The following is a 22,952-nucleotide window of genomic DNA, read 5'->3' as shown; positions in this document are numbered from 1 at the left end:
ATCTCAGGCGCGGCAGTAGCAGTTGTTCACGGCTTCGTAGCCGATGCTGGTTTCCGGGCCGTGGCCGGGATAGACGACCACGTTTCCGGGCAGCGTGTAAATGCTCTCACGCAGGGAGCGGACCAGTTCGTCCCCGTTGCCTCCCGGCAGGTCGCAACGGCCTACGGAACGGTAGAAAAGCAGATCCCCGGTGATGATGAGGCCGAGGTCGGCGAAATAATAGCAGAGGCTTCCGGCGGAATGGCCGGGAGTATGGATGACACGGCAGTGCAGCGTGCCCCAGTCCACTTCGCCGGGGGCGAGCGTTTCCGCCTCAAAGGGCTTGAGGTTCATGCCGAAGCACATGCCCCTGCACAGAAGCATGGAACGGTCCACCCAGTCTTCCATACCCACCAGAACCGTGAGTCCGGTGGCCTTTTCCATGTCGGCACAGCCCAAACAGTGATCGCTGTGCAGATGGGTCAGCGCCACGGCGCGCAGGGTGAGACTGTTTTCCGCAAGCTTCTTCAGCACAAGCTCCGTGTCGTCGGAAGGATCGAAAACGACGGCGTCCCTGCCGTTGTGCACGATATGGCAGTTGGCCTCCAGCGGACCGAAAGGAAGAGTGATGACGGGCATGACGGCTCCTGAATGAATGTGTTCCTTATGGCTCTACCTTTTTTAGACGCGCCGCGCAATGAGGACGACCGCACGAAAGGCGGGAGCGCTCTTCCCTACGAGCCTCCGCCCTCGATGATGTCGCGCAGAGGCGGCCTGCCGAAAAGACGCTTGTACTCCCGGGAAAACTGCTGCCTGCTCTCATAGCCTACGGCAAAGCAGGCATTGGCGGCGCTGCACTTTTCCAGGGTCATGAGCCTGCGCGCCTCATAAAGCTTGAGGCGCTTATGGAACTGCAGCGGACTCAGGGAGGTGACTCTGCGGAAATTCCTGCCGAAGGTGGATTCGGCCATATTGGCCATACGGGCCAGGGCATCCATACGCAGCCGTTCCCGGCAATGAGCGCGCATGTATCCTACGGTCTGCGCGATCTGCGCGGCAGGCGTACCCGGAGTGTAAAAATTTCTGAGGCAGCCGCCGAGCGGTCCCATGAGAAGGTGAAAGTGAATCTCCTTCACGATCATGGGCGCAAGCACCCTTGCCCTGTCTTTATCCTTCACGGCATCCGCAAGGCGCAGAAAGGCAAAGAGCAGATCCCGCGTCATATCCGCCGTACGAAGCGCACTTTCCGAAGGCGGGGCCGGAAGAGTTCCGCCGCAGGGCACTTCGGTCATGAGCTGAAAAAGCAGCGGCGTACGCAGTTCCAGCGCCATGGAAAGAAAGGGGCGATTCGCGGATGCCTCCTTCACCAGAAAGGAACACGGCATACCCACGCAGTTCAGAAGATACGCTCCCCTGCCGCAGGCATGACGTTCCTCCCCCATGGCCGCCTCCTGAACTCCCTGCACGGCCACCCCCACCGAAGGAGGACAGACAACGCTTTCCAGCCGGACGGATTCCTCTCCCCGGAACAGCGTCACCCCGCCGATGGAGGAAACATATCTCCCCGCCCGGGGCATGAGCTCCATAAGACGGGTTCTCAGCAGGGCGTACCCGTATTCCAATTCCGAAAAGCTTCCTTCCATGTATGTTCCTCTCACGGCGCGGCCCGGACGGGGCTGAGCTTCAAAAACGGAAGGAACGCCCTTCCCTGCGCGATGATATCATAGTTTCACAGGGGAAGAACCTTGTCAAACCTGCGCCGGACTGCCGGGACAAAAGAAAAATTTCGCTTGTCCGGTACAGAACATCCGGCATTGACGTGCCTCTTGCAGCCGTTATGATGGGGCATCGTTTTTACAGGGAGAGCACATGATCACAGCAATGCTTCTTTACTGCGTTCTCGGCGCAGTGGCCGGGCTTCTGGCCGGGCTTCTCGGAATCGGCGGTGGCGCCGTGGTGGTGCCCATGCTCGTCTTTGCCTTTCAGTGGCTGAACATTTCCCAGGATGTGGCCATGCACATGGCCGTGGGCACGTCTCTGGGCAGCATCATGTTCACCGCCGTTTCCAGCGCCTTGGCCCATCACCGGCACGGCGGCGTGGACTGGCGCGTATTCCGTTCCATCGCCATCGGCATTCTGGCGGGCACCTACGGCGGTTCCTTCATCGCCGCGCGCATTCCGGGCCGCTATCTTCAGATGTTCTTCGTGGTGTTTCTGTATTATGTGGCCACCAACATGCTGCTGAACAAAAAGCCCAATGCGAGCCGCACCCTTCCGGGCTTTGCCGGCATGACGGGCGCGGGCGTCTTCATCGGCGCCGTGTCCAGCCTCGTGGGCATAGGCGGCGGCACGCTCTCCGTGCCCTTCCTTGTCTGGCACAATGTGGATATGCGCCGGGCCGTAGGCACTTCCGCAGCCATCGGCTTTCCCATCGCCCTGGCGGGCTGCCTCGGCTTCATCACCAACGGCTGGAATGCTCCGGGTCTGCCCGAATACGCGCTCGGCTACGTCTACCTGCCCGCGCTTGCGGGCATTGTGGCGGTCAGTATGCTTACCGCCCCGCTCGGCGCAAGCATAGCGCATAAGCTTCCCGTGCCGAAGCTCAAGAAATTCTTCGCCTGCTTCCTCTACGTCATCGCCACCAAGATGCTTCTGGATGCGATATAACAGAAAACAACAGAGAGCAGAAAGGGCCGCGAAATGCGGCCCTTTTTCTTCGGCAGAGAAAAGCGCTCAGCGCAGCGCCATGAGAAGCGGCACCACCACGGGTACGAGCAGCGTCAGACACATGCCGGAAAAAAGAGCCAGAATGGCGCATCGCTCGCCGCTCACCTGCGCGATGACGGGCAAACAGGTATCCATGGCGGCCGCCCCGCCGGCCAGCACCGGCCCGAGTCTGCCGGAAAAACGTACCAGAAAGGGCGGCAGAAGCAGCGCGAGAGCCTCATGAATCATGTTGGATAAAAGCGCCACGGAACCGAGCGCAGGATCGCCCAGCCGTGTCATGATGACCGTGGCCAGACTGTAGTAGCCGAAGCCTGCGCCGACGGCCAGCGATTCCGGCAGGGAAAGCCCGGAAAAGGAGGAAAGCACCAGCCAGGCCAGCGCACTCCCGCAGAGCGTTCCCGCCACCACGCCCAGAGGGATGAGCAGAATGCGGCCCTTCATGTCACGAACTATGCCGAGAGCCTTCAGATCAAAGCCCACGGTCATGCCCGCAAGGACGAGAAGCAGGTACAGAACCCATACCGCGGCTTCCGCCGCAGCCACGCCCTGCGGAAGCACACGCAGACAGCCGAGGATCACCCCGGCCATGAAAAAGCCCAGAGCTATGAAGGATGAGGCGTTGGCCGCAAACCTTCCCCCCTCGGAGCTGTCCTTCCCGGCGGCGTATTCAGGGAAGGCGAAGCGGCCGAGAATCCTTGCCGCCACAAAACAGCCCGCCACGGAAAAGGAGCTGATGACGGCGGCATACAGCCCAAGGCTCTTCATCTGTCCGATGAGTTCATCGTCCAGTCCCAGGGAAAGCCCCAGGAGAAACAGCATGATGCGCACGGTCCAGCCGAGAGCCGTATTCACTCCGCGCACCACGGCGGCGCGACGGCGCAGCGCCCAGCCTGCGGGGATGCCCCCTGCAATAAGCCCCATCTCAAGAATCATCCCTGCCTCCCGTGAAAACACATCCTGCCGCGCAGCAGACTCCCGCTGCGGAAATCGCCGGACCAGCGCTGCCCCTGCAGTCCCGGAAAACGGACGGTTCCGTCCTCCGGCGGCCCTTAACCATATTCTTTCCCGCATGTCCCGCCGCCATGCGGCCGAGAACACGCCGCACAAGCCGAAGTCTACGCCCTGCGGTAGCGCAGCCAGGCCGCGCCGTCCTCCAGTCTTTCCATTTCCTCAAGACGGAAAAAAGTCGTCACGCTTCCGTCGAACAGGCTCCTGTCCTGTGCGTTTCCCGTCACGGGCAGAAGAACAAGACTCAGTTCGTCGATGACATCCGCCCGGAGGAAGGAACCGTTCAGAAGGCTTCCCCCTTCCAGCAGAAGTCTGCGTATGCCGAAAATGCTTCTGAGCTTGTGCAGAGCGAGCGGCACGTCGATATCATCCTTCCCCGCAAAGATATAGGACACCCCCGCGCTGTGCAGATAGGCAAGACATGCCTGCGGCACGCTTTCGCAGAGCACTTCAATGATGTGCGCTCCCCCGTACCCCGGGTCCTCATCCTCGATGCGCGGCCCCTTCCAGCCGAGACTGCCGTGCCTGTCGAAGGCCACGGCAAAAAAGGAGGCGTTCTCATCGGCCACATGATCCATGGGCGGAATCACCTCTTCGCGGAAACGGGAAAGGTCGGGCCGGAAGGCGCGGGTGAAGCTTTCCTCCATGGTCACGCGGCCGCAGGCGAAGGCGCTCGCGGCATAATCGCGGTTGATGCGGTAATACGCCTGCACGGCGGATTCACAACGGCTGTCGCGCAGAAAGTCCCCCGTCACCCTGCCGTCCAGCGACATGGACATGTGACAGACGACGTAGGGCCGTTCCTGCTGGTTCTGCACGTTTTCCTTCATCAACAACCTCCAAAGCCCGCATCCCGGGATAATTCGCAGAAAGCCCGGGACACGAAGCCGCGTCCCGCATGTCCGGGACAAACGCTGCGGCAAAAGAACCGCCCTGCCCCGCGGCCGGGTCATATTACCGGAAAAAAGGAAAAAGACCAGAGGGAGAAAAGACCGGAAAAAAGGCCCCTGCGGGGCAGGGGCCTTTATGCACGGGAATTTCTTCCGTATTGAAAGCCTAGAACTTGTAGCCGATGGTCAGGCCGAAGTTGTGGGCATAGCTGTTGTGCGCCCGGCCTTCATAAGTGTTGATCATGGGAAGACCTCCCTGCGTGCCGACTCTGTCACTATAGTTGATGTCGCGCACGTCGATGTACATGTAGGCGAGGTCGAGAGTCCAGTTTTCGTACTTGAAGCCCGCGCCCAGGGTGTAGTAGTTGCGGCCGTTGGAAGGAACGAGATAATCGTAGCAGTTGGTATCCTTGAGGGGCGACGTTTCGTAGGTGAAGCCCGCACGCAGGGTCAGCCAGTCGAGGGGAGCGTATTCCACGCCGAAGGTGAAGGCCCAGGTGTCGCGCCAGTTCTTCTGCTCGAAGAAGGTGGGGGTACGATCGCTGTGCATGTTGATGGTGAGGTTGCGGTAGCGGCTCCACACGGTATAGGCCACGTCGCCTTCAAAGCTCAGGTTGGGCAGGGGCTTGTACATCACGCCCAGGGTGATGACGTCGGGGATGGAAAGCTTGCCGTCGGCATTGCAGTTCTGCATGACCTGCTGCAAAACGCCTACGCTGTAGGGATCTCCAGAGAAGCGGAAGCGGGTGCTGCCCTTGAAGGTCATGTCCTCGCTGGCGCGATAGGTAAGACCGGCGCTCCACTGATCGTTGAAGCGGGCATGCAGGCCGAAGTTGTAACCGAAGGCATAGCCGTTTTCAGAATGGATGCGCGCATCGGCATGGGCCGCACCGAGATCGGTGGCGTAGGAAAACGCGGGATTAGTGTTGTACTGCTCGTTCAGGCTGAGGTAACCCCAGGTGTAGCTCACGCCCGCGCTCACGGACCACACGTCGTTGAGCTTGAAGGCAAGGTTGGGGTTGATGGTGCTGGAAAGCAGCGTGACGGATTTGATGCCGCTGGAAAGCAGCGAAGTCTGCATGGAAGGCTCACCGCCGTAGGCCGTCCAGTTGTCCGGGAACTGGGAACCGAGGCCGTAACGGGTGAAGGCTCCCACGCCGAGCCACACCCTGTCGTTCAGCTGATGGGTGACGTAGAAGTGGGGAATGGGCCAGGCCTGATCGGAGGTGGAAACAGTCTTACCGGTATGATTACGGCTGATGTCGAAGTTCAGCATGGAGACGGCAAGGCCCATCTGCGTAGCCGTGCCGGGAATCTGCGTGATGCCCGCGGGGTTGTAGGCTATGGCCGAAGGGTCGTCGGCACGGGCCACCATGCCGCCGCCGGCGCCGCCGCCGAGGCCCATGCCTCGGGCGCTCCATTCCGTGATGGCGAAACCTTCGGCAAAAGCGCCGGAAACACTGCCCGCCACCAGCCCGAAGGCAAGCAGGGAGGAAGCGACAAATCTGGCCTGGTGGCGCGCAGCACGAAAGAGAGCGCGCATCGCATTACGAGATACGTTCATGAAATCCTCGGATTGGGATGATTTTGCCCGGCCGGTGCCGGAAAGGCGCATTATTTCCCTGAAAAGGGCGGAAAACACCTCCGAAACCGGCCTCTCTCCGGCATCGAAAATAATGCATCCGTTATGCCTATCCCTCTTTGTAAAAAAAATAAACCGTTATTTTACGGTAGATCTTGAACTTTTCCATCAAAAACATGATAACGCTGCCCGATTTTTCCTTTTTCCGTCACAGCGGCAGCGCTGAAAAAACGTGCTTGTCCCTGCGCCGCAAGCCATTGCGCCGCTCCAGCTTCCTTCGGGGGAAAAGTCGGAAGACATGCGCCCTGCCGGCTTTTCCCCCGAAGGGGGGCCACTTCATGAATCAAAAACTTTCAACATTCCGCCGGAAGAACATCCCCATGTCTTCCCCGAATCTTACGCGGAGCGTATCCAGATGAAACTTCCCTGCCGCCCGTCCTCACTGCCCATACGCCGGGCATGACGGTAGGAAAAGAACATGCGCCAGTTCTCAAAGGTGCACAGATCAAGGCCGAGAATATGCCCGGGCACAAGGCCTGCCGCTTCCAGCTGACGGCGGGCAAGCATCCACAAATCCACACTGCGGCGCTCTTCATCATACCAGGGAAGAAATTCCGGTCCCCACTCCTCGGCAAAATTCACGAATTCCGAAGCCGCCGGTCCGAGACTCGGCCCGCGCACGGCCCACAGATCGTGGGGATCAAGGTCGTAATGGCTGCAGAATTCCTCCACGGCCAGACGGGGATAATCCTGCCGGTTTCCCCTCCATCCTGAATGAATGGCCATGACGAAGCGCCCCGAGGCATGGGCTACCAGAATGGGCTGACAATCCGCCGTCTTTATCATGAGCGCAAGGCCGGGACGGGAGGTAGCCATACCGTCGGCCTGCTCCGAGGGTGTCTGCAAAGGGTTCTGGGCCTGAGGTTCAAAAAGGGTGCGCACGCCGTGCACCTGATGCACCTCGGCGAACGCCCCGACCTCCAGAAGGGGAGCAATGGAGGCACGACGCCTCTCGGAAACGCTTCTGTCCTGTCCGCCGGAGAGGGAAACACTGCCGAAGGCCCGTGTGGAAAAGGCGCAGCCCACCCCGGGAATGCCCGGAAACTGAAAGGGAATCACGGCTGAAGACAAAGAAGTTCCTCCTCGGTGCATACGGCTCCCACGGGTCTGTCCCACGCATCGCGGGGCAGACGGGGAACAAGAAGTTCATGAAAGGCGAGCCCCACGGTAGAGCAGCGTGCCCGGGCAAGCATACGGTCGTAATAGCCTCCGCCGTACCCGAGGCGGAAGCCCTCCCTGTCGAAGGCAAGCGCGGGCACAACGATCAGCGTTTCCGCCCCGGAGCAAAGTTCCCCGGCGGAAAGAACTCGGGAATAATCCTCCATGCGCGGTTCCAGAATACCCATGCCCGACGTTTCCAGTTCCCCGGCTCCCCGGCAGAGCAGCATATCCATCATGCCCGCGTCATCCCTGCGGCAACGCGGCAGAAAAACATCGCGCCCGCTTTTCCACGCCTCCGAAAGAAGCAGCGAAGTATCGGCCTCATCCCGCAAGGCCATGTACAGGACGACACGGAGGCTCTGCCGCCAGAAATCACTTTCCAGAAGTCTTTTCTGCATACGAAGGCAAAGCTCCACCCTTCGCCCGTCATAAGTCAGCGCCCTTCGCTTTTCCCGAAAAACGCGGCGAAGCTCCTTCTTGTCGCCCTGCAGGGGGATACCTTCTCCCGCCGGAGCCTTTCCTTCGGCAGAAAAATATGTGCCGTCATAAAAGAAATCCATAAAAAACGCCTCTCTGCCTTTCTCTTTCACATTTGCCCGCCTTCCCCCCTTTGTCAAACGGAAAAAAGTAGGCTATGCTGCGTGCAGCAGAAGAGTTCTGCGGATATTTTCGTCCGCACCAGCGGAAAAGGATTTTCCCTACATGCCAAGCCCCGTTCCGGAATCAGCTCCGTACGTCCCGAGCTGTTCCTCTTCGTCGGCGCGCCTCATGCGCTTCGCCGGCTCCACGGATACGAAAGACATGCCCGATTCCGGGCGCGTCTGGGTCGTGCTCGGCGATATTCACGGTTGCATCCGCCGTGTGGGAGACATCCCGGAGCTGGAACATGCGGCCGGAGTCATTCTCACCGGCGATCTGACCACGCTGGGAGGCGTTGCCGCCGCCCGCACGGTGATCGAGGCCTTTGAGGCCGTGCATCCCGTCGTTCTTGCCCAGATAGGCAACATGGATCGCGCAGAGGTGAATGACTGGCTTGAGGCCAAGGGCATCAACCTGCACCGCAACGTGTGGGAACTGAGCCCGGAAGTCGCCCTGCTCGGCGTGGGCGGCTCCACGTTCAGCCCCTTCGGAACGCCATCGGAATTTCCAGAGGCACGTTTTTCGGAATGGCTGGAGGATCTTGCGCGCCGCGCTTCCCACTACAGGGATTTCGTGCTGGTGGCGCACAACCCTCCGTACAACACCGTCTGCGACCGTACCGACGGGGGCCTTCATGTCGGCTCCACCGCCATACGGGACTTCATAGAAGAATATCAGCCCGCCGCATGCCTGTGCGGGCACATCCATGAATCCGCAGGCATTCAACGCGTCGGCCGCACGCTTGTCGTCAACCCCGGCTCCTTCTCCACCGGAGCCTATGCCCTGTTCACGTCGGATGAAGCCGGCGTAAGGGCCTCTCTTCGCAGGCTTGCATAAGGTCGACGACGCATTAATTTTTTTGAGGATCACATGAGTCAGAACCCCGTTCTTCCCGAAGAGAACAACGAAGAAATCAAAACCGCAAAACCCCGCCGCACCAGAAAAACCTCCACAGAAAACGCGCAGGCTCCCGCCGAAGAGAAAAAGACCGTCCGCCGCAGCCGCAAAAGCGCCTCCGCCGAGACTGCGGAAGAACAAAAAACCGAAGGAACGGAGGAAAAGAAGCCCCGTCGCCGCACGGTGAAAAAGGCCGAACCTGCGCAGGATGCCGTCGAAACGGAAAGCAGTTCCGAAGAAAAGCCCGTCCGCAAGGTTCGCAGCCGCAAAAGCGCGGGCAAGCCCCGGAGCGAACAGGAGGAGGAAACCGTCATTCATATAGGTTCCGCTCTGGTGCTCGACGACATGCTCCCCCCCTCTTCCGTCACCGTGGAGCAGGAAAGCGCCTCTCCCGCACCGGAAAAGAAGCGCCGCACGAAAAAAAGCGCGGCGGTGAAGGAAGCCGCTCCGGTTGAGGAGGCCCGCCCTGCGGACGCTTCCGCCGAGGCCGAACAGAGCCCCGCACCCGAAGAAAAGAAGCCCCGCACCCGCCGCACTTCCCGCAGGAAAAAGGAAGAAAGCAAAGCCCCCGTCGAAACCACGCCGGAAGAAGCCCCCTCGGACGAAGAGGAAACCGTCATCCACATAGGTTCCGCTCTGGTGCTCGACGATATGCTTCCTCCTTCCTCCGTGGCGCCCGCGCCCGTGGAAGAAACGCCGGAAGAAGAAAAGCCCCGCCGTTCCCGCCGTCAGAACAGGGAAAAGGTCGTACAGGAGGCCGGAAACGTCGTTTCCGCCGAAGAAGAGGATGAGGACAACATCGGCAACGTCGCTCCCGCTGCGGAAGAAGGCGAACCCGCCCTGTGGCAGGACGACGGCATCGTCACCCACATTCTGCCCTATCCCGGAGAATTCGACGAGGCCCGTCCTCATTCCCGTTCCCGCAGAAACCGCAGAAACCGCGATGCGCAGCCGGCGTTCAACGGTTCGCCCTACCTGCCCTCCTCCTATCAGCAGAATTTCTATGATCAGCCGCAGGCTCTCGTATCCGACAATCCGTTCGGAAACCGCAAGAACCGCGGCAAGGGCAAGAACCGCAAGAATCAGGGCGTGCCCGCTCTGCCGGACGACTTCGACTTCAACGCCGCCATGCTGAACGACAGCGTGCTCGGCGTGGCTCTCGGCCGTCAGGAAGAAGATTTCCTTCCCGAAGACGACGGCCCCCAGCCCGCGCTGCCCGGTCAGCCCGTAGCCCAGCCCCTTTCCGCAAGCGACATGGCGGAAGAAGATCTTGCCGCGCTCGACGCCGCAGTCAACGGCAACCGTATCGACATGCCCCAGCCTCAGACGCAGAAGGAAGGCCGCGGCAAGGGCAAGAACCGCAAGAATCAGAAGGAAGAAAAGGCCGAAAAGACGGCCAGACCGGAAAAGAAGGCCGAGGTCGAGGAAGGAGCCCGCGCGCGCCGTATTCTTTACGTCAGCGTCGTGCCCGACGAACAGGTGGAAGTGGTCATCACCGAAGACGGGCAGGTCACCGAATACTTCGTGGAAATGGCCCATCAGGTCAAAATTCGCGGCAACATCTATAAAGGCATCATCAACAACATCGATACCAACCTTCAGGCCGCCTTCGTCAACTTCGGCAACGGCAAGAACGGCTTCCTGCAGATCGACGAAGTGCACCCGGAATACTATCTTGTGCCGCACGACGCCTCGCACGGCCCCAAGTATCCGCCCATACAGAAGGTGCTGAAGGTGGGGCAGGAAGTGCTGGTGCAGGTGGTCAAGGAACCTTCCGGCACCAAGGGCGCCTTCCTCACCACCTGGATTTCCATTGCCGGGCGTTTCCTCGTGCTCACTCCCGGTCAGGAACAGATCGGCGTTTCCCGCAAGGTGGAAGACCCCGAGGAACGCGCGCGCCTCAAGGATCTCCTGAACGGCATACAGCCCGGCGAAAACATGGGCGTCATCATCCGCACCGCCAGCGAGGGCGCAAGCAAGGCCAGCATTCAGCAGGACCTGCAGTACCTCAAGAAGCTCTGGAAGGACATTCAGAAAAAGGCCCCCACGGAAAAGTCTCCCTCCCTCATCTATCAGGAGGCCGACCTCGCCACCCGTTCCGTGCGCGACTACCTTTCGGAAGACATCGTGGAGATCTGGACGGACGATGAGACCACCAAGACCCGTGTGGAAGACATCGCCAAGCTCATCTTCCCCGACAGAGCGGGCGACATCGTCAAGCTGCACAAGGATCAGCGCCAGACGCTGTGGGAACGCTTCAACCTGCTCCGCCAGCTGGAAACCGTAACCAGCCGCGAAGTGGTGCTGCCCTCCGGCGGCCGTCTCGTCTTCGACCAGACCGAAGCTCTCATGGCCATCGACATCAACTCCGGCAAGACCCAGGGCAAAACCAACTTCGAGGCCATGGTCTTCCGCACCAACATGGAAGCGGCCGAAGCCATCGCCCGTCACCTGCGCCTGCGCGACATCGGCGGACAGGTGGTCATCGACTTCATAGAAATGCGCGACAAGAACCATTGCCGCGAAGTGGAACGCACCCTGCGCAACGCCATGCGCAAGGACCGCGCCCGCCACGATGTGGGCCACATGAGTTCCTTCGGTCTGCTGGAGCTGGTGCGCCAGCGTACCGGCACCTCAGCCATTTCCATTTCCTGCGAACCCTGCCCCCACTGTCACGGCACGGGCGTGCGGCGCAACATGGAATGGCAGTCTCTTCAGGCCCTGCGCGATCTGCAGAGCAAGCTGTGCAAATCGCAGGACAACGGCAAGGGAAAGAAGAACGAAAAGACTTCCGAACCTTCCACCTTCATTTACGAAAGCGATACGGAACTCGCCCTGTACCTGCTCAACCGCAAGCGCGACCGCATTGCCGCGCTTGAGGAAAAGTTCGGGGTGCACATCGAAATCCGCCTGAAGTAACGCGCCCGCGGCGCGCCACAACAACGCTCTGAGCATGAAGGCCCTGCCCCTTTCGGAGCAGGGCCTTTTTTGAGGAACCCATGCTGAGAACCATCGTCGTCCTTCTGCTTCTCGGACTCTGCGGCTTCTATTTCTATCAGAAGCAGCAGACGGAAGTCCCTCTTCCGCCCTCCGTCCCCCGAACCGTGAACGAATCCGCCCTGAGCGACCTGAAACAGAGCCTGCCCGCCGTCATTTTTGAAAAGGACATTCTGCCCGCCATAGAGCAGAACCGTAAAACGGGCCTTACCCCCGGCGAAATCGATCACCTTCTCGACAAGCTGGATACCATAGGCAGAGCGCTCGGCGGCAGCGTATCCTCGGCGGTGGAAAAAGCCGCCGAAGCCATCGCTCCCGACAGGTTTCCCAAAAAGACCGTGGCGGAACATGCGGAGGACATGGCGGCCTCCCTGGCTCATGCCGCAGGAGAAGGAGTAAAGGCCAGCCTGCCCTTCCTCAAAAATATGGCCGAAGAACTGCTGCGCGCCCTGGCTGCGGGCCTTTCCTTCCTGCTCGATCAGGCCGCCGACCTCATGCAGGGAAAATAGCGGCTCTCAGGGCGCAGCATGGCCCGGCGTCCGGTATTGCGCTCCTCCGAAGCCTTGCGGAACCGGCTCAGGCCTCCAGGCCCGACGCGGTGCGCCCTTCCCCTTATCCCAGGCCTCCCGAGAACGGAGGCCTCTTTTTTTCTTCCCCGGCAGAGTACTCCCGTGCATCCCCGTTCCGGCTTCCGGCGTGTCCTCCACAGCCTGAAAAGGCCGTCCCGCAATGACGCGCCTTTTTCACGCAAAAACGCCGCTGCGGAGGTTCGGGCCGTCCTGCGACCAGAGAAGAACCTCTTTCAAAAAAACATGCCTTTTCAGCACACGCAGGGAGGCCGGAGCCATGCTCCGGCAGAAGCAGGTATCCCTCAAAAGAAAACATCTGCGGCATACGCCCCATAACAGAGAAGGCCGGCTTCTCTGCCGGCCTTCCTGTGAAGAAACGAAAAAGGTTCCATGGGGCGACAGCCCTACTTCGCCGCCGCTTCGCGAGCCATGGCGCGCTTTTCCCACAACTTCATATCCTTCATCTTCTGACGACGGGCACGCTGCAGTTCCTTGCAGGTGAGCGGGGTACCCTTCTTGAAGCCCCACTTCGCACGGTAGGAAGCCGCGTCGAGGCCGTGGAGGATAAGATGCTTCTTGGTGATGACCTTGAAGGTCTTGCCGCATTCCAGGCAGACGATGCTCTTTTCCTTGATGGAGCGCTTGGGGTCAACAACCGGAGCTTCGGCGCTGGGGCAGGCTTCTTCCACTTCTTCACAGCAGTCAAGCTTCTTGAGCTTGCTGGAAAGGGAAGAAATCATTTCCGCCATTTCATCCTCAGACATGACGCGGACGGAAGCCTGCGCCTTAACAAGTTCTATAGCGTGCTTGAGATAATCTTCCATAACGGCCTCCTTATAAAGAAATAGTATATCTTATGTAAACGCAATCTGCGCTTCTGTCAAATGCAAGGAAAGAAAAAACGGCTTTTCCGACATAAAAGACGTACTGCTTCCTTTCCCTAGTGCCGCAATGAAATTCGAGCAATACATGACCGCATGATCCATCTTTCCGTTTCAGAAAAAAGAAACGCCGTCCTTGCGGGAATGGATGATCCAGTTAAAAGATATGTCGTAAAAACGGCATCCAAAGCCGGGCGACAACATGTCCCGGCATGTCCAGCACAGGGAGAAGACATTCTCTACACATACCGCCTTTCCCTGTAAAAATATATGATAAGGCGAAGGATAAAGCCCTATGACATATATGTCCTTCTCTTCGTGCGGCACAGCCTCTGCGTTGTTGCATGAAGACGTTAAATCCGGGGGAGAGTTTTCTCCGCCGGGCCATGCTGTCGGAGCCGTTGCCGCCCTCCCTGTCATGTCCCGACTGCCCCGCGGCACATTGCAGGGCCACCTGCCCTGCGTCTCCTTCCGTGACAAGCACGGCATTCACGCCATTCCCCTCGTCACGGATGAAACAGTCCTTTCATGTTCTGCACGCCCGGCAGCAGAGTACGCCTTTTCTGAAGGCAAGCGTACATGGATGCCTGCGACACGAAGGAGCATCCGCAAAAAAAAACGGCCCGGGAGTACACCTCGGGCCGTTGCATACCTACGGGAAGCCGTCGTCAGTTCTTCGCGGGCAGCGGATAACGGCCGCAGGTGAACTTCTCCCCTTCCGGGCAATAGCCCAGGCGCTCGCACCTGGCTCCGGCATGGCGGAACACTTCGGGAAGCACCTCACGGCACAGGGCCAGCATGGAACGGGCCACGCCGCGTATTTCCCACTGCGCACGCGTACAGCAGCGATGCTCGAAGAAGTTGAGCAGCGCACGGCAGTTCATGGTCACCACAATGCTTGAAGAGGCGGCCTGCGGCAGCACGAAGCGGGCATCCTCACAGGCGTGTGAACCGCGTCCGGCTTCTTCCAGAATCTCCTTCAGATCACGGTACGCCGCCCCCACCTCCTCCATGAAGGCCTGAAAACGGACTCTCGCCCTTTCGTCGGCGGCAATGGCGGGAGGCATGACGTAATCCATGTTCGAGGCGTCCACATAACGCTGGCTCTGCTGGGAATAGCTGGCAATGCGGTGCCGCACGAGCTGATGGGTGAGCGCGCGCGACACCCCGGAAAGGGCAAAGGTGAAACTCACATGTTCAATGGGACTGGCATGGCCGGACGCCATGATCTTTTCCACAAAGGCCGCCTGCTTTTCCCGGCTTATGCCGCCGGAAAGCAGTTGCGGCCACATGTCCGCCACGTCTCCGGCATGGTAGCATTGACGAAAGGCGGCATAAACAAGGGCAAGGGGGTCCGGCGTATGGGCCAGCAGCTCCACACGGGCTTTGACTTCTGGCATGATTCCTCCAGATGTTGCGGCAATGCCGGGCATGACGCGCTGACGTTGCGCGGTCCGGCCTCAAAAGCTTGAACAGTTTTCATCCGTCCGGGCCATGTTTCCCGGCACTTCTTCCGCCGCCCCGGCCAAAACGCCGAAAACGGCGTTCTGCGAGAGGCAGACGCAAGACCGGCCCCTTTTCCGGGGGGGCGCTTCCTTACGATACCCGGAACACGCCTTGCCCGGCATTACGGGGAAACACCGCGCCGGAACGGAGTGCGTACGCTACAAAAGACTTCCCTGCGAACTTCCGCCGTACAGGCGGTTCAGGTGCCGGTAGGCCTTGGGCGTGGCCACGCGCCCCCTCGGGGTACGGTTCAGAAATCCGCACTGAATGAGATAGGGCTCATAAATATCCTCGATGGTGCGTATTTCCTCGGAGCAGGCAACCGCCAGCGTCTTCACGCCCACCGGGCCGCCGCTGAAATGATCGATGAGCACGGTGAGTATCTTGCGGTCCATCTCGTCAAGGCCCGCCTCGTCCACATCGAGTCTGGCAAGAGCGGCACGGGCCTGTTCTCCGTCCACCACCCCCTTTCCGTACACGGCGGCAAAATCCCGCACACGGCGCAGCAGACGGTTGGCGATACGCGGCGTCCCCCGGGAACGGCGGCCGATCTCCAGCGCGCCCTCATCCGTCACTTCCACGCCGAGAATACGCGCCGAGCGCTTCACCACGCGGGAAAGCTCTTCCGGCGTATAGAATTCCAGACGGCTGATGATGCCGAAACGGTCGCGCAGCGGAGAGGACAGAAGCCCCAGCCGCGTAGTGGCCCCCACCAGCGTGAACGGCTCTATGTCCAGCTTCACGGTACGTGCGGCAGGCCCCTGACCGATGATGAGATCGAGGGTGAAATCCTCCATGGCCGGGTACAGCACTTCTTCCACGCTGATGGGCATACGGTGAATTTCGTCCACAAACAAAATATCGTGCCGGGAAAGATTGGTCAGAATGGCCGCAAGGTCGCCGCTGCGTTCCAGCACGGGGCCGGACGTGGTCACAAGGTTCACCCCCAGTTCCGCCGCCATGATGCGCGCGAGCGTCGTCTTGCCGAGCCCCGGGTTGCCGTAGAACAGCACATGATCCATGGACTGCCCGCGTTCCTTCGCCGCATTCAGGTACACGCGCAGGTTGGCGCGCAGCTCCTCCTGCCCTATGAAGTCTTCCAGCCGCTGCGGACGGATGTTCTCGTCGGCACTGTCGGGAACCATGCTTTTGGGTACGAATTCTGCCATTTACTTCTTTCCTCTGGCCAGAGCCTTGAGAGCCGCGCGCAGCGCTTCGCCCACGTCAAGGTCGGCATCCTTGTCCAGGACCTCTTTAAGCACCCGCCCGGCCGTCTCCTCGTCATATCCCAGATTGGCAAGGCCGGTAAGCGCATCGCGATATACGGACGTCGCCTTCCCCGCCGGAGCGGACAGCGAAACAGGAGCGTCGCCCTTCAGCTTGTATTTCAATTCCAGAAAAATCTGCTGCGCGGTCTTCTTTCCTATGCCGGAAACGCGGGTCAGGGCGGAGGCGTCGTCGTCGGCCACGATGCGGCGCAGATCGTCCGGCCGGAATGTGGAAAGAATGGCAAGCGCCGTGCGCGCGCCCACGCGGTTGATGCCCGTGAGCAGGTTGAACGTCTGCCTTTCATCCCAGGAAGAAAAACCGAACAGCTCCTGCGCGTCTTCCCTGACAATGAAACTGGTGTAGAAGGCGCAGCTCATCCCCTGAGCTGGCAGCTCCGCCAGAGCATGTTCGGGCAGAAAAATCTCATAGCCGACGCCGCCGGCCGTCACCAGCACGCAACTGTTTTCGGTGCGTTCCAGCACGCGTCCTTCCACATAGGAAAGCATCCTTCCTCCTGCCCGCATTCAACCGTGCGGAATATATGCTTTTTATACAATCAGACAGACTACTTTATTATTCTGAAAATGTCCATGCTCCCCACCTCCTCATCGTGCGGGTTTTGCACACAACATACGGAGCTCGCACAGCCGCATCAACTTTCAAAGTTCGGCGTCCTTCTTATAAACAAAGTTCTAAAGCATGAATCAAAGGCTGACTGGAACTGACAAGGCATATTGATCACAAGAAAAAATGTACCGGGCCATATTTCTTTCGTCGCATACCATCTTCACTTATTCATTATCGTTATCATTATATGAAACACGCCGTATACTCAAGCCGTTCTTTTTCATTTTGTTATAAATCGTATTTCTTGAAATATTTAATATCGTAGCAACCTTATTAATATTACCGTTATATTTTTCCAACAGTCTGGTTATAATATTAAGTTCTATCTGTTCCAGCGTCATTCCAGAAAAACATTCCTCTTCATTACCGGAAAACTCCACTCCCACCTTTTTTTTCATTTCCGGGAAAAGTGCTTCAGGCAGTCGATCGACATACTGTTCTCCTTCTCCCAGTGTACATACCATTCGATCGATGATATTTTCCAGTTCCCTGACATTACCGGGATAATCATAGGCCATGAAGGCCTCCATCACCTGAGGCGAACAGGCGACACTTTTTCTTCCCGAGTGCTTGCATATCTTTGCCAGCAGCTCCTCCACCAGCAGCGGAATATCATTTTTCCGTTCCCGAAGAGGAGGAATTGACAGAGAAAGAACATTGATCCTGTAGAAAAGATCCTTACGAAATGCCCCCATGGCTACCTCATTATTCAAGTTCTTATTGGAGGCGGCAATAATGCGAACATCTATTTTCCGTGCATTGCCCTCACCTATTCTGGTTACCTGCTTTTCCTGAAGAATACGCAACAGCGTTACCTGAACATCGAAAGGCATTTCACTTATTTCATCAAGAAAAATGGTTCCCCCCTCTGCAAGCTCGAATTTCCCGGGCCGGCTCTTTCTGGCCCCGGTAAACGCGCCTTCGGCATAACCGAACAACTCGCTCTGAATCAGCATCTTGGGAATTGCCCCGCAGTTGATGGCAATAAACGGTTTGTTCTTTCTGGAGCTTCCGTTATGTATGGCCTGAGCAAAAAGTTCCTTTCCTGTACCGCTTTCTCCATAGATAAGCACATTGCTGTCATTGGATGAAGCTCTCCGCGCAAGCTGTATCGCATCGAGCATCGGTACAGAATTGCCGATAATATCCTCAAACGCGTAGGTAGCCGAATATCCAGACTGATATGCGGTTACCTTCCGTATCTGCGCCGCTTTTTGCAGGGTCACTACACAACTTTCTTCTTCCAGAGGAATGAGAGAGAGAATATAGTACTGTGCATTTCTATCCCGACCGATACGGATTTCTCTGTCCATGATTCTGCGGCCGGAAGAAGTCGAAGTCAGCACTTCCATGATTTCTGAAGGAATGACGGAACCGCTGTCGGCATTCAGCATTTTCCTGCACTTGGTATTGCATTGAAGTATGACACCAACTCTGTTGATGAGCATGACGCCGATATCAAGTATTTCGGAAAGTACGGTTCTTTCACTGAGCAGAGTATTCAAGCGTATCTGCTCGGAAATAGCATGTGCGAGAAGCTCTGTGATACCGCGCGTAAACAGAGAGTAGTTGGAAATTTCCTGCGTAACATTAAGTACGCCCAGCAGCCTGTTTTCCTGCGAAAGTATGGGGGAACACACAGCATAACGATTATACACCCGACGCAGCCAGTGTTCCGGCCCGAAAACCTCTTCTGTTTCATGACTTCGAAGACAAAGGGACACACCCGTCGTACCGGCATATTCTTCTGCGGCGCTGTTCCCTACGACATTATGAGGAACACGATTGAAATCAACATCATTCCCCATCCAGTGCAATACCGTTCCTTCTGAATTATAAAGAACAACCAGAGTATTATTTCTTTTAAAAGAACTGATAAATTTTTCCATTAAAGGAATGGAACAGGAAAGCAGACGACTGTTTTTCGACAGCAACCCTTCAATATCGCTGGTCCGACAGTTTCTGTCCGGATCTTTTTCCAAAGGAATACCAAGCTCCCTGCTTCGCTGCCAGGAAAGAAGGATTTCCTCCCGAATGATATCAGGATTAACGGCTTTTCCCTCAAAAAAATTCTGTTTTTCACGAAGAATACGTTCGTATTTTTCCTGAGACATGAGTACTCCGCTAAAATTTTGTGCAAATAAAAAGCCGAATATTTTCTCTGAAATTTTTTTTCAGAGAAAAAAATTCGAAAAACTTTTAATATCAAATAATAACAGGATATTTTATCCATAAAAAAAACTCACGCCTTCGTCAAGCAGCCATCTGTCTCCCCGCAAATGACTGCTTATTTTTTATATATGCTTATTTTTTTAGCGCTTATTTTTTTAACAATTCAGCATCATTTCTTGAGTATTATATTTTATTATACTGATTTTATTAATAAAATTGATAAATTTTTTTGGCATACTTCTTGCTAGAAAGAGAAGCATCTTTCTACGCCTAAGGAGTTGCTTATGAGCTGCTGTACCTGCTTATCTTCCCATGAAAAGACCCTGGAACTGATTAAGGAAGGCAAGGCCGACCCCAAGCGGGCCCTGCATCGTCGACTTTACGCGATGGCGGATAAATTCGTAGGAACGACGCCGTACATCGACATGGAGCGCGGCAGGCTGTTCACCGAATCCATGAAGGAAACGGAAGGGGAACATCTTACGCTCCGCTGGGCAAAGGCTCTCATGCACATCGCCAAGAACATCACCGTCTATGTCGACGACCTGCAGTTGATTGCAGGGCGCTGCGGTACGGACAAAGGGCGTTACGGTATCCTGTATCCCGAGCTGGACGGCGACTTTTTCGCGGATGTTCTGGAAACAGTGGCAGGTCGTAAGGACGTGGCCCTGCTTGTCTCCAAGGAAGATGTGGAAATGGCCAAGGCCGAAATAGCCCCGTACTGGACGGGCAAGACCTTGCACGAGGACATCGTGCGTCATCTTCCCGACTTCTGCAAGCGCCTGTCCTACAACGATCCTCTCGGACGCGATCCGCGCTTCATCGCCATTGAGTGTGCAACGCAGCGTGCGGGCACGAACTGGACGCCGGATTACGCAAAGGTACTCAACAAGGGGATGGCCTGGGTGAAGGCTCAGGCTCAGGCCAAAATCGATGCCCTGGATCCTACGGATATCGCCGCTTCCGTGGAAAAAAAGCCGTTCTATGAAGCCATCATCATTACGGCTGACGCCCTGATCCTGTGGGCCAGAAGACATGCCGTTCTGGCACGCGAAAAGGCGGCAAAGTGCACCGATCCCGTCAGGAAAGCGGAACTTCTGGTAATCGCAGAACACTGCGAATGGGTGCCGGAACATCCCGCACGTACCTTCCATGAAGCTCTGCAGTCCCAGTGGTTTCTTCAGGCTTTCTGCCGCTTGGAACATCGTGCGGGCGGTATCGTCACCAACGGCCGCATGGATCAGTATCTGTATCCCTTCTACAAGAAGGATATGGAAGAAGGTCGCCTTACCGAAGAGCAGGCTCTTGAACTGCTTGACTGCCTCTGGGGCGCCATCGCACAGTACATCGACGTTTCCATCACACCGGTTTCGGCAAAACTTCTCAATGGTTATGCATCCTGGGAAACCGTCACCGTCGGAGGCCAGGATCGCTCCGGCCATGATGCCACCAACGAACTGACCTATCTCATACTGAAATCCCGTCAGGATTGCCCGTTGCCCCATCCCGAGCTTTCAGCCCGTATCCACAGCTGTGCTCCAGAGCGTTATCTGCGTATGGTGGCGGAAACCATCAAGGTAGGCATGGGATTCCCCAAAGTCATCAACGACCACGAAATCATCAATCACTTCATGGCGCAGGGCGCGCCTCTCGCCGACTGCTTTGACTATATTCATTCCGGCTGTACAGAAGTGCGCCTGGGCAACCGCGACGTCAACACCACACCGACCACTCAGGTAAACTTCCCTGCCTTTGTGGAACTCACCCTCTATAACGGGCATATGCTCAAGCATGGGGATGAGCTGCTGACCTTCGCCTCGGGCGATCCCCGCAGCTTCGCCACCTGGGAAGAATTCTTCGATGCCTTTACAAGACAGCTCAAGTACGGCCTGAAAGTCGCATTCACCAACCAGTACATTATCCACCGGCTGCGTGCCCGGCACTTCGCCGGTCCCCTCGCCTCCGGTCTGCACGACCTGTGCTTTGAATACGCCATCGATCTGCACGACTACCGCCATGTTCCGGGCAGCATCGACAGCACCTATTTCAACTGCTTCGGATACGCCACCACCATCGACTCTCTGAGCGCCATCAAGAAGTTCGTCTACGACGAGAAAACCGTGAGCATGGATCTTCTGCTTACTGCTCTTCGTGCCAACTTCGAAGGCTATGAAGACCTTCGCCTGATGCTGAACAGCGCCCCCGCTTTCGGCAACAACGATCCTTATGCCGATGCCATCGGTCTTGAGCTGGACCGGATAAGCCAGCAGTTCTGCATAGACCACGAGTATTCCCTGGGACATCGCATGAGTTACCGCATGGTATCTGTTACCGGCAACGTCCCTCACGGTGCCGAAGTAAGCGCCATGCCCAACGGCAGAAAGGCTTACGAGCCTATCTCCGACAACTGCTCAGCGTCCCACGGTGTGGACACCGCAGGCCCCACTGCCGTGCTCCTGTCCAATCACAACACCAAGAACTTCGGCATGTCCCATTACGCCGCACGCCTGCTGAACCTCAAGCTTACGCCTGCATGCGTACGCGGTGAAGAGGGAACCAGAAACCTCATGTCCCTGCTGCGCGCTGTTGTGGATCTCAAACTGTGGCACGCTCAGTTCAACGTCATCAATCGTGAAACACTGATTGCAGCACAGCAACACCCCGAACAGTACAAGAACCTGATCGTGCGTGTATCCGGGTTCAGCGCATACTTCACCGACTTGTCCAAGGCCATGCAGGACGACATTATCGGACGCACGGGCTACGATCATATCTGAACAGGCTGATATATACCAAAGAGTCATGCCATAGCCCCCTATGGCATGACTCTGAAAAAGCCCGAAAACATGTCCAGGAGGATTGCATGGCCGCCGCTGAAGGAATTGTTTTCAACATACAACGCTACTGTGTCCACGATGGTCCCGGTATCCGTACTACGGTATTCTTAAAAGGCTGCCCATTGAGATGCGCATGGTGCAGTAATCCTGAATCCCATAACATGCACCCTGAACCGGGATACAACAAAAGCAAATGTCTTGGGTGTTACCGCTGCATCCAGTCATGCCCTCTGAAGGCACTCTCCCCGGCGGAAGACGGTTCCGTACAACGGAACAAAGAACTGTGTCGTCCCGAACTGTGCGCTGCACAAGGTAAAGAGCCTCCGTGTACAGTCTGCTGCCCTGCCAAGGCCATGATCCTCTACGGTCGCAGAATGACTTCATCCGAAGTCGTAGATCAGGTGGAAAAAGACTCCATCTTTTATAGAGAAGGTGGAGGAATAACACTGAGTGGCGGAGAACCACTCCTTCAGGCAGAATTTTCTTTGGCAATACTAAAAGAATCCAAGTACAGGGGAATACACACCTCCATAGAAACCACAGGATATGTGGATAAATCTGTTATTAATAAAATATTTCAATATATTGATTATATTCATATGGATATAAAATCTGTAAATGATTCAGTACATAAAAAATATACAGGAGTTGAATCAACAAAAATTATGGATAATTTAAAATATATATATGAATCATTTCCAGAAGCTACCATAAGGATCAGAACTCCTGTCATTCCAGGAGTGAATGACTCAACGGAAGCCATTACGGCCATTGCCCGTTTTCTCAAGCCTTTTACCCGAGTAACCTACGAGCTGCTGCCCTATCATTCCATGGGGGCGCAGAAATATGCCTATCTGGGAAAGGAATATTCTCTAGGTTCAGGACTCATTAAATATAAAAGATGACAATGGCAGCGAGACAAATGGCCGAAAAGAACGTGTGTGCACAACGGTCATAACGCATGGCTATTCTGCGCCAATCCTTGAGTCGGCCAAACATGATTTCTATCTTGTGCCGCTGCTTATAAACCTCCTTGTCATAGACCACCGGAGTTTTCCGGCTGTGTCTGCCGGGAATGCACGGCGTGATTCCTTTACGGGACAAGGCATGACGAAACCAGTCGGCATCATAGCCTCTATCCGCCAGAAGCT

General features: G+C 56.8%; 20 protein-coding genes. 7 read left to right on the top strand and 13 right to left on the bottom strand.

From position 1 onward, the window contains the following. Window positions 1-3 precede the first annotated feature (3 nt). Window positions 4-618: an MBL fold metallo-hydrolase gene (locus tag CZ345_RS02575; RefSeq protein ID WP_077071642.1), complete on the bottom strand. Its 615-nt coding sequence runs from the start codon at window positions 616-618 to the stop codon at window positions 4-6. Between the two features lie 95 nt (window positions 619-713). Next, window positions 714-1,622: an AraC family transcriptional regulator gene (locus tag CZ345_RS02570; protein ID WP_077071641.1), complete on the bottom strand. Its 909-nt coding sequence runs from the start codon at window positions 1,620-1,622 to the stop codon at window positions 714-716. A 226-nt stretch (window positions 1,623-1,848) separates the two neighbouring features. Between CZ345_RS02570 and CZ345_RS02565 the strand changes: the two genes are divergently transcribed. Beyond that, entirely contained in the window at window positions 1,849-2,646 is a 798-nt protein-coding gene (locus tag CZ345_RS02565) for a sulfite exporter TauE/SafE family protein (RefSeq protein ID WP_077071640.1), read from the top strand. Window positions 2,647-2,712: 66 nt separating this feature from the next. On the opposite strand, the gene CZ345_RS17285 is transcribed toward CZ345_RS02565, so the two are convergent. From CZ345_RS17285 to CZ345_RS02550, 3 genes are all read right to left on the bottom strand, one after another. Further along, the gene (locus CZ345_RS17285) at window positions 2,713-3,639 is read right to left on the bottom strand and encodes a LysO family transporter (protein ID WP_239446591.1); all 927 of its coding nucleotides are present in this window, start codon (window positions 3,637-3,639) and stop codon (window positions 2,713-2,715) included. 182 nt (window positions 3,640-3,821) lie between these two features. Next, entirely contained in the window at window positions 3,822-4,544 is a 723-nt protein-coding gene (locus tag CZ345_RS02555) for a dihydrofolate reductase family protein (protein WP_077071639.1), read from the bottom strand. A gap of 226 nt (window positions 4,545-4,770) precedes the next feature. Beyond that, entirely contained in the window at window positions 4,771-6,168 is a 1,398-nt protein-coding gene (locus CZ345_RS02550; RefSeq protein WP_162274913.1) for an OmpP1/FadL family transporter, read from the bottom strand. On the opposite strand from CZ345_RS02550, the gene CZ345_RS16985 reads away from it, so the two are divergent. Continuing rightward, window positions 6,167-6,412, top strand: coding sequence for a hypothetical protein (locus tag CZ345_RS16985; RefSeq protein ID WP_162274912.1), 246 nt, complete (start codon window positions 6,167-6,169; stop codon window positions 6,410-6,412). The two genes, CZ345_RS02550 and CZ345_RS16985, sit on opposite strands and share 2 nt — an antisense overlap. A 170-nt stretch (window positions 6,413-6,582) precedes the next feature. Here the strand turns inward: CZ345_RS16985 and CZ345_RS02545 are convergent, their stop codons facing one another. Both CZ345_RS02545 and CZ345_RS02540 read right to left on the bottom strand, forming a co-directional pair. After that, window positions 6,583-7,317 (bottom strand): purine nucleoside phosphorylase YfiH/LACC1 family protein, encoded by a 735-nt coding sequence (locus CZ345_RS02545; RefSeq protein WP_077071637.1) that lies wholly within the window; start codon window positions 7,315-7,317, stop codon window positions 6,583-6,585. After that, a complete protein-coding gene (locus CZ345_RS02540) occupies window positions 7,302-7,967 on the bottom strand; it encodes a 5-formyltetrahydrofolate cyclo-ligase (protein WP_083717080.1) in 666 nt (221 codons plus the stop codon). The genes CZ345_RS02545 and CZ345_RS02540 overlap by 16 nt, the downstream gene beginning before the upstream one ends. A gap of 208 nt (window positions 7,968-8,175) precedes the next feature. Between CZ345_RS02540 and CZ345_RS02535 the strand changes: the two genes are divergently transcribed. From CZ345_RS02535 to CZ345_RS02525, 3 genes are all read left to right on the top strand, one after another. Further along, complete coding sequence (locus CZ345_RS02535) at window positions 8,176-8,883, top strand: metallophosphoesterase family protein (RefSeq protein WP_144277214.1); 708 nt, start codon at window positions 8,176-8,178, stop codon at window positions 8,881-8,883. Between the two features lie 33 nt (window positions 8,884-8,916). After that, window positions 8,917-11,862, top strand: coding sequence for an Rne/Rng family ribonuclease (locus CZ345_RS17280; protein ID WP_239446589.1), 2,946 nt, complete (start codon window positions 8,917-8,919; stop codon window positions 11,860-11,862). Between the two features lie 80 nt (window positions 11,863-11,942). Then, window positions 11,943-12,449 carry a hypothetical protein gene (locus CZ345_RS02525; RefSeq protein ID WP_077071635.1) on the top strand — a complete coding sequence of 169 codons (507 nt, stop codon included), beginning with the start codon at window positions 11,943-11,945 and terminating at the stop codon, window positions 12,447-12,449. A 464-nt stretch (window positions 12,450-12,913) separates the two neighbouring features. On the opposite strand, the gene CZ345_RS02520 is transcribed toward CZ345_RS02525, so the two are convergent. From CZ345_RS02520 to CZ345_RS02500, 5 genes are all read right to left on the bottom strand, one after another. After that, window positions 12,914-13,333, bottom strand: coding sequence for a Ros/MucR family transcriptional regulator (locus CZ345_RS02520; RefSeq protein WP_077071634.1), 420 nt, complete (start codon window positions 13,331-13,333; stop codon window positions 12,914-12,916). A 725-nt stretch (window positions 13,334-14,058) separates the two neighbouring features. Further along, a complete protein-coding gene (thyX, locus tag CZ345_RS02515) occupies window positions 14,059-14,790 on the bottom strand; it encodes an FAD-dependent thymidylate synthase (protein WP_077071633.1) in 732 nt (243 codons plus the stop codon). Window positions 14,791-15,054: 264 nt separating this feature from the next. Next, entirely contained in the window at window positions 15,055-16,041 is a 987-nt protein-coding gene (gene ruvB / locus CZ345_RS02510; RefSeq protein ID WP_077071822.1) for a Holliday junction branch migration DNA helicase RuvB, read from the bottom strand. Window positions 16,042-16,065: 24 nt separating this feature from the next. Further along, window positions 16,066-16,671 (bottom strand): Holliday junction branch migration protein RuvA, encoded by a 606-nt coding sequence (gene ruvA, locus CZ345_RS02505; protein ID WP_077071632.1) that lies wholly within the window; start codon window positions 16,669-16,671, stop codon window positions 16,066-16,068. Between the two features lie 285 nt (window positions 16,672-16,956). Continuing rightward, on the bottom strand, window positions 16,957-18,906 hold the full coding sequence (locus CZ345_RS02500; protein WP_077071631.1) for a sigma-54-dependent Fis family transcriptional regulator: 1,950 nt from the start codon (window positions 18,904-18,906) through the stop codon (window positions 16,957-16,959). 342 nt (window positions 18,907-19,248) lie between these two features. On the opposite strand from CZ345_RS02500, the gene hpsG reads away from it, so the two are divergent. Beyond that, window positions 19,249-21,741, top strand: coding sequence for a (2S)-3-sulfopropanediol dehydratase (gene hpsG / locus CZ345_RS02495; protein WP_077071630.1), 2,493 nt, complete (start codon window positions 19,249-19,251; stop codon window positions 21,739-21,741). A gap of 86 nt (window positions 21,742-21,827) precedes the next feature. Further along, window positions 21,828-22,706 carry a glycyl-radical enzyme activating protein gene (locus CZ345_RS02490; protein ID WP_077071629.1) on the top strand — a complete coding sequence of 293 codons (879 nt, stop codon included), beginning with the start codon at window positions 21,828-21,830 and terminating at the stop codon, window positions 22,704-22,706. On the opposite strand, the gene CZ345_RS02485 is transcribed toward CZ345_RS02490, so the two are convergent. Next, on the bottom strand, window positions 22,690-22,952 hold a 263-nt coding region (locus tag CZ345_RS02485; RefSeq protein WP_077071628.1), incomplete at its 5' end, for an IS5/IS1182 family transposase. The two genes, CZ345_RS02490 and CZ345_RS02485, sit on opposite strands and share 17 nt — an antisense overlap.

Origin of the sequence: Mailhella massiliensis (genome assembly GCF_900155525.1) — a bacterium.
In the GTDB taxonomy this organism is placed as follows: domain Bacteria; phylum Desulfobacterota; class Desulfovibrionia; order Desulfovibrionales; family Desulfovibrionaceae; genus Mailhella; species Mailhella massiliensis.
The sequence above is the reverse complement of the archived record's forward strand: the minus strand, read 5'-3'. Positions and strand labels throughout refer to the sequence as shown.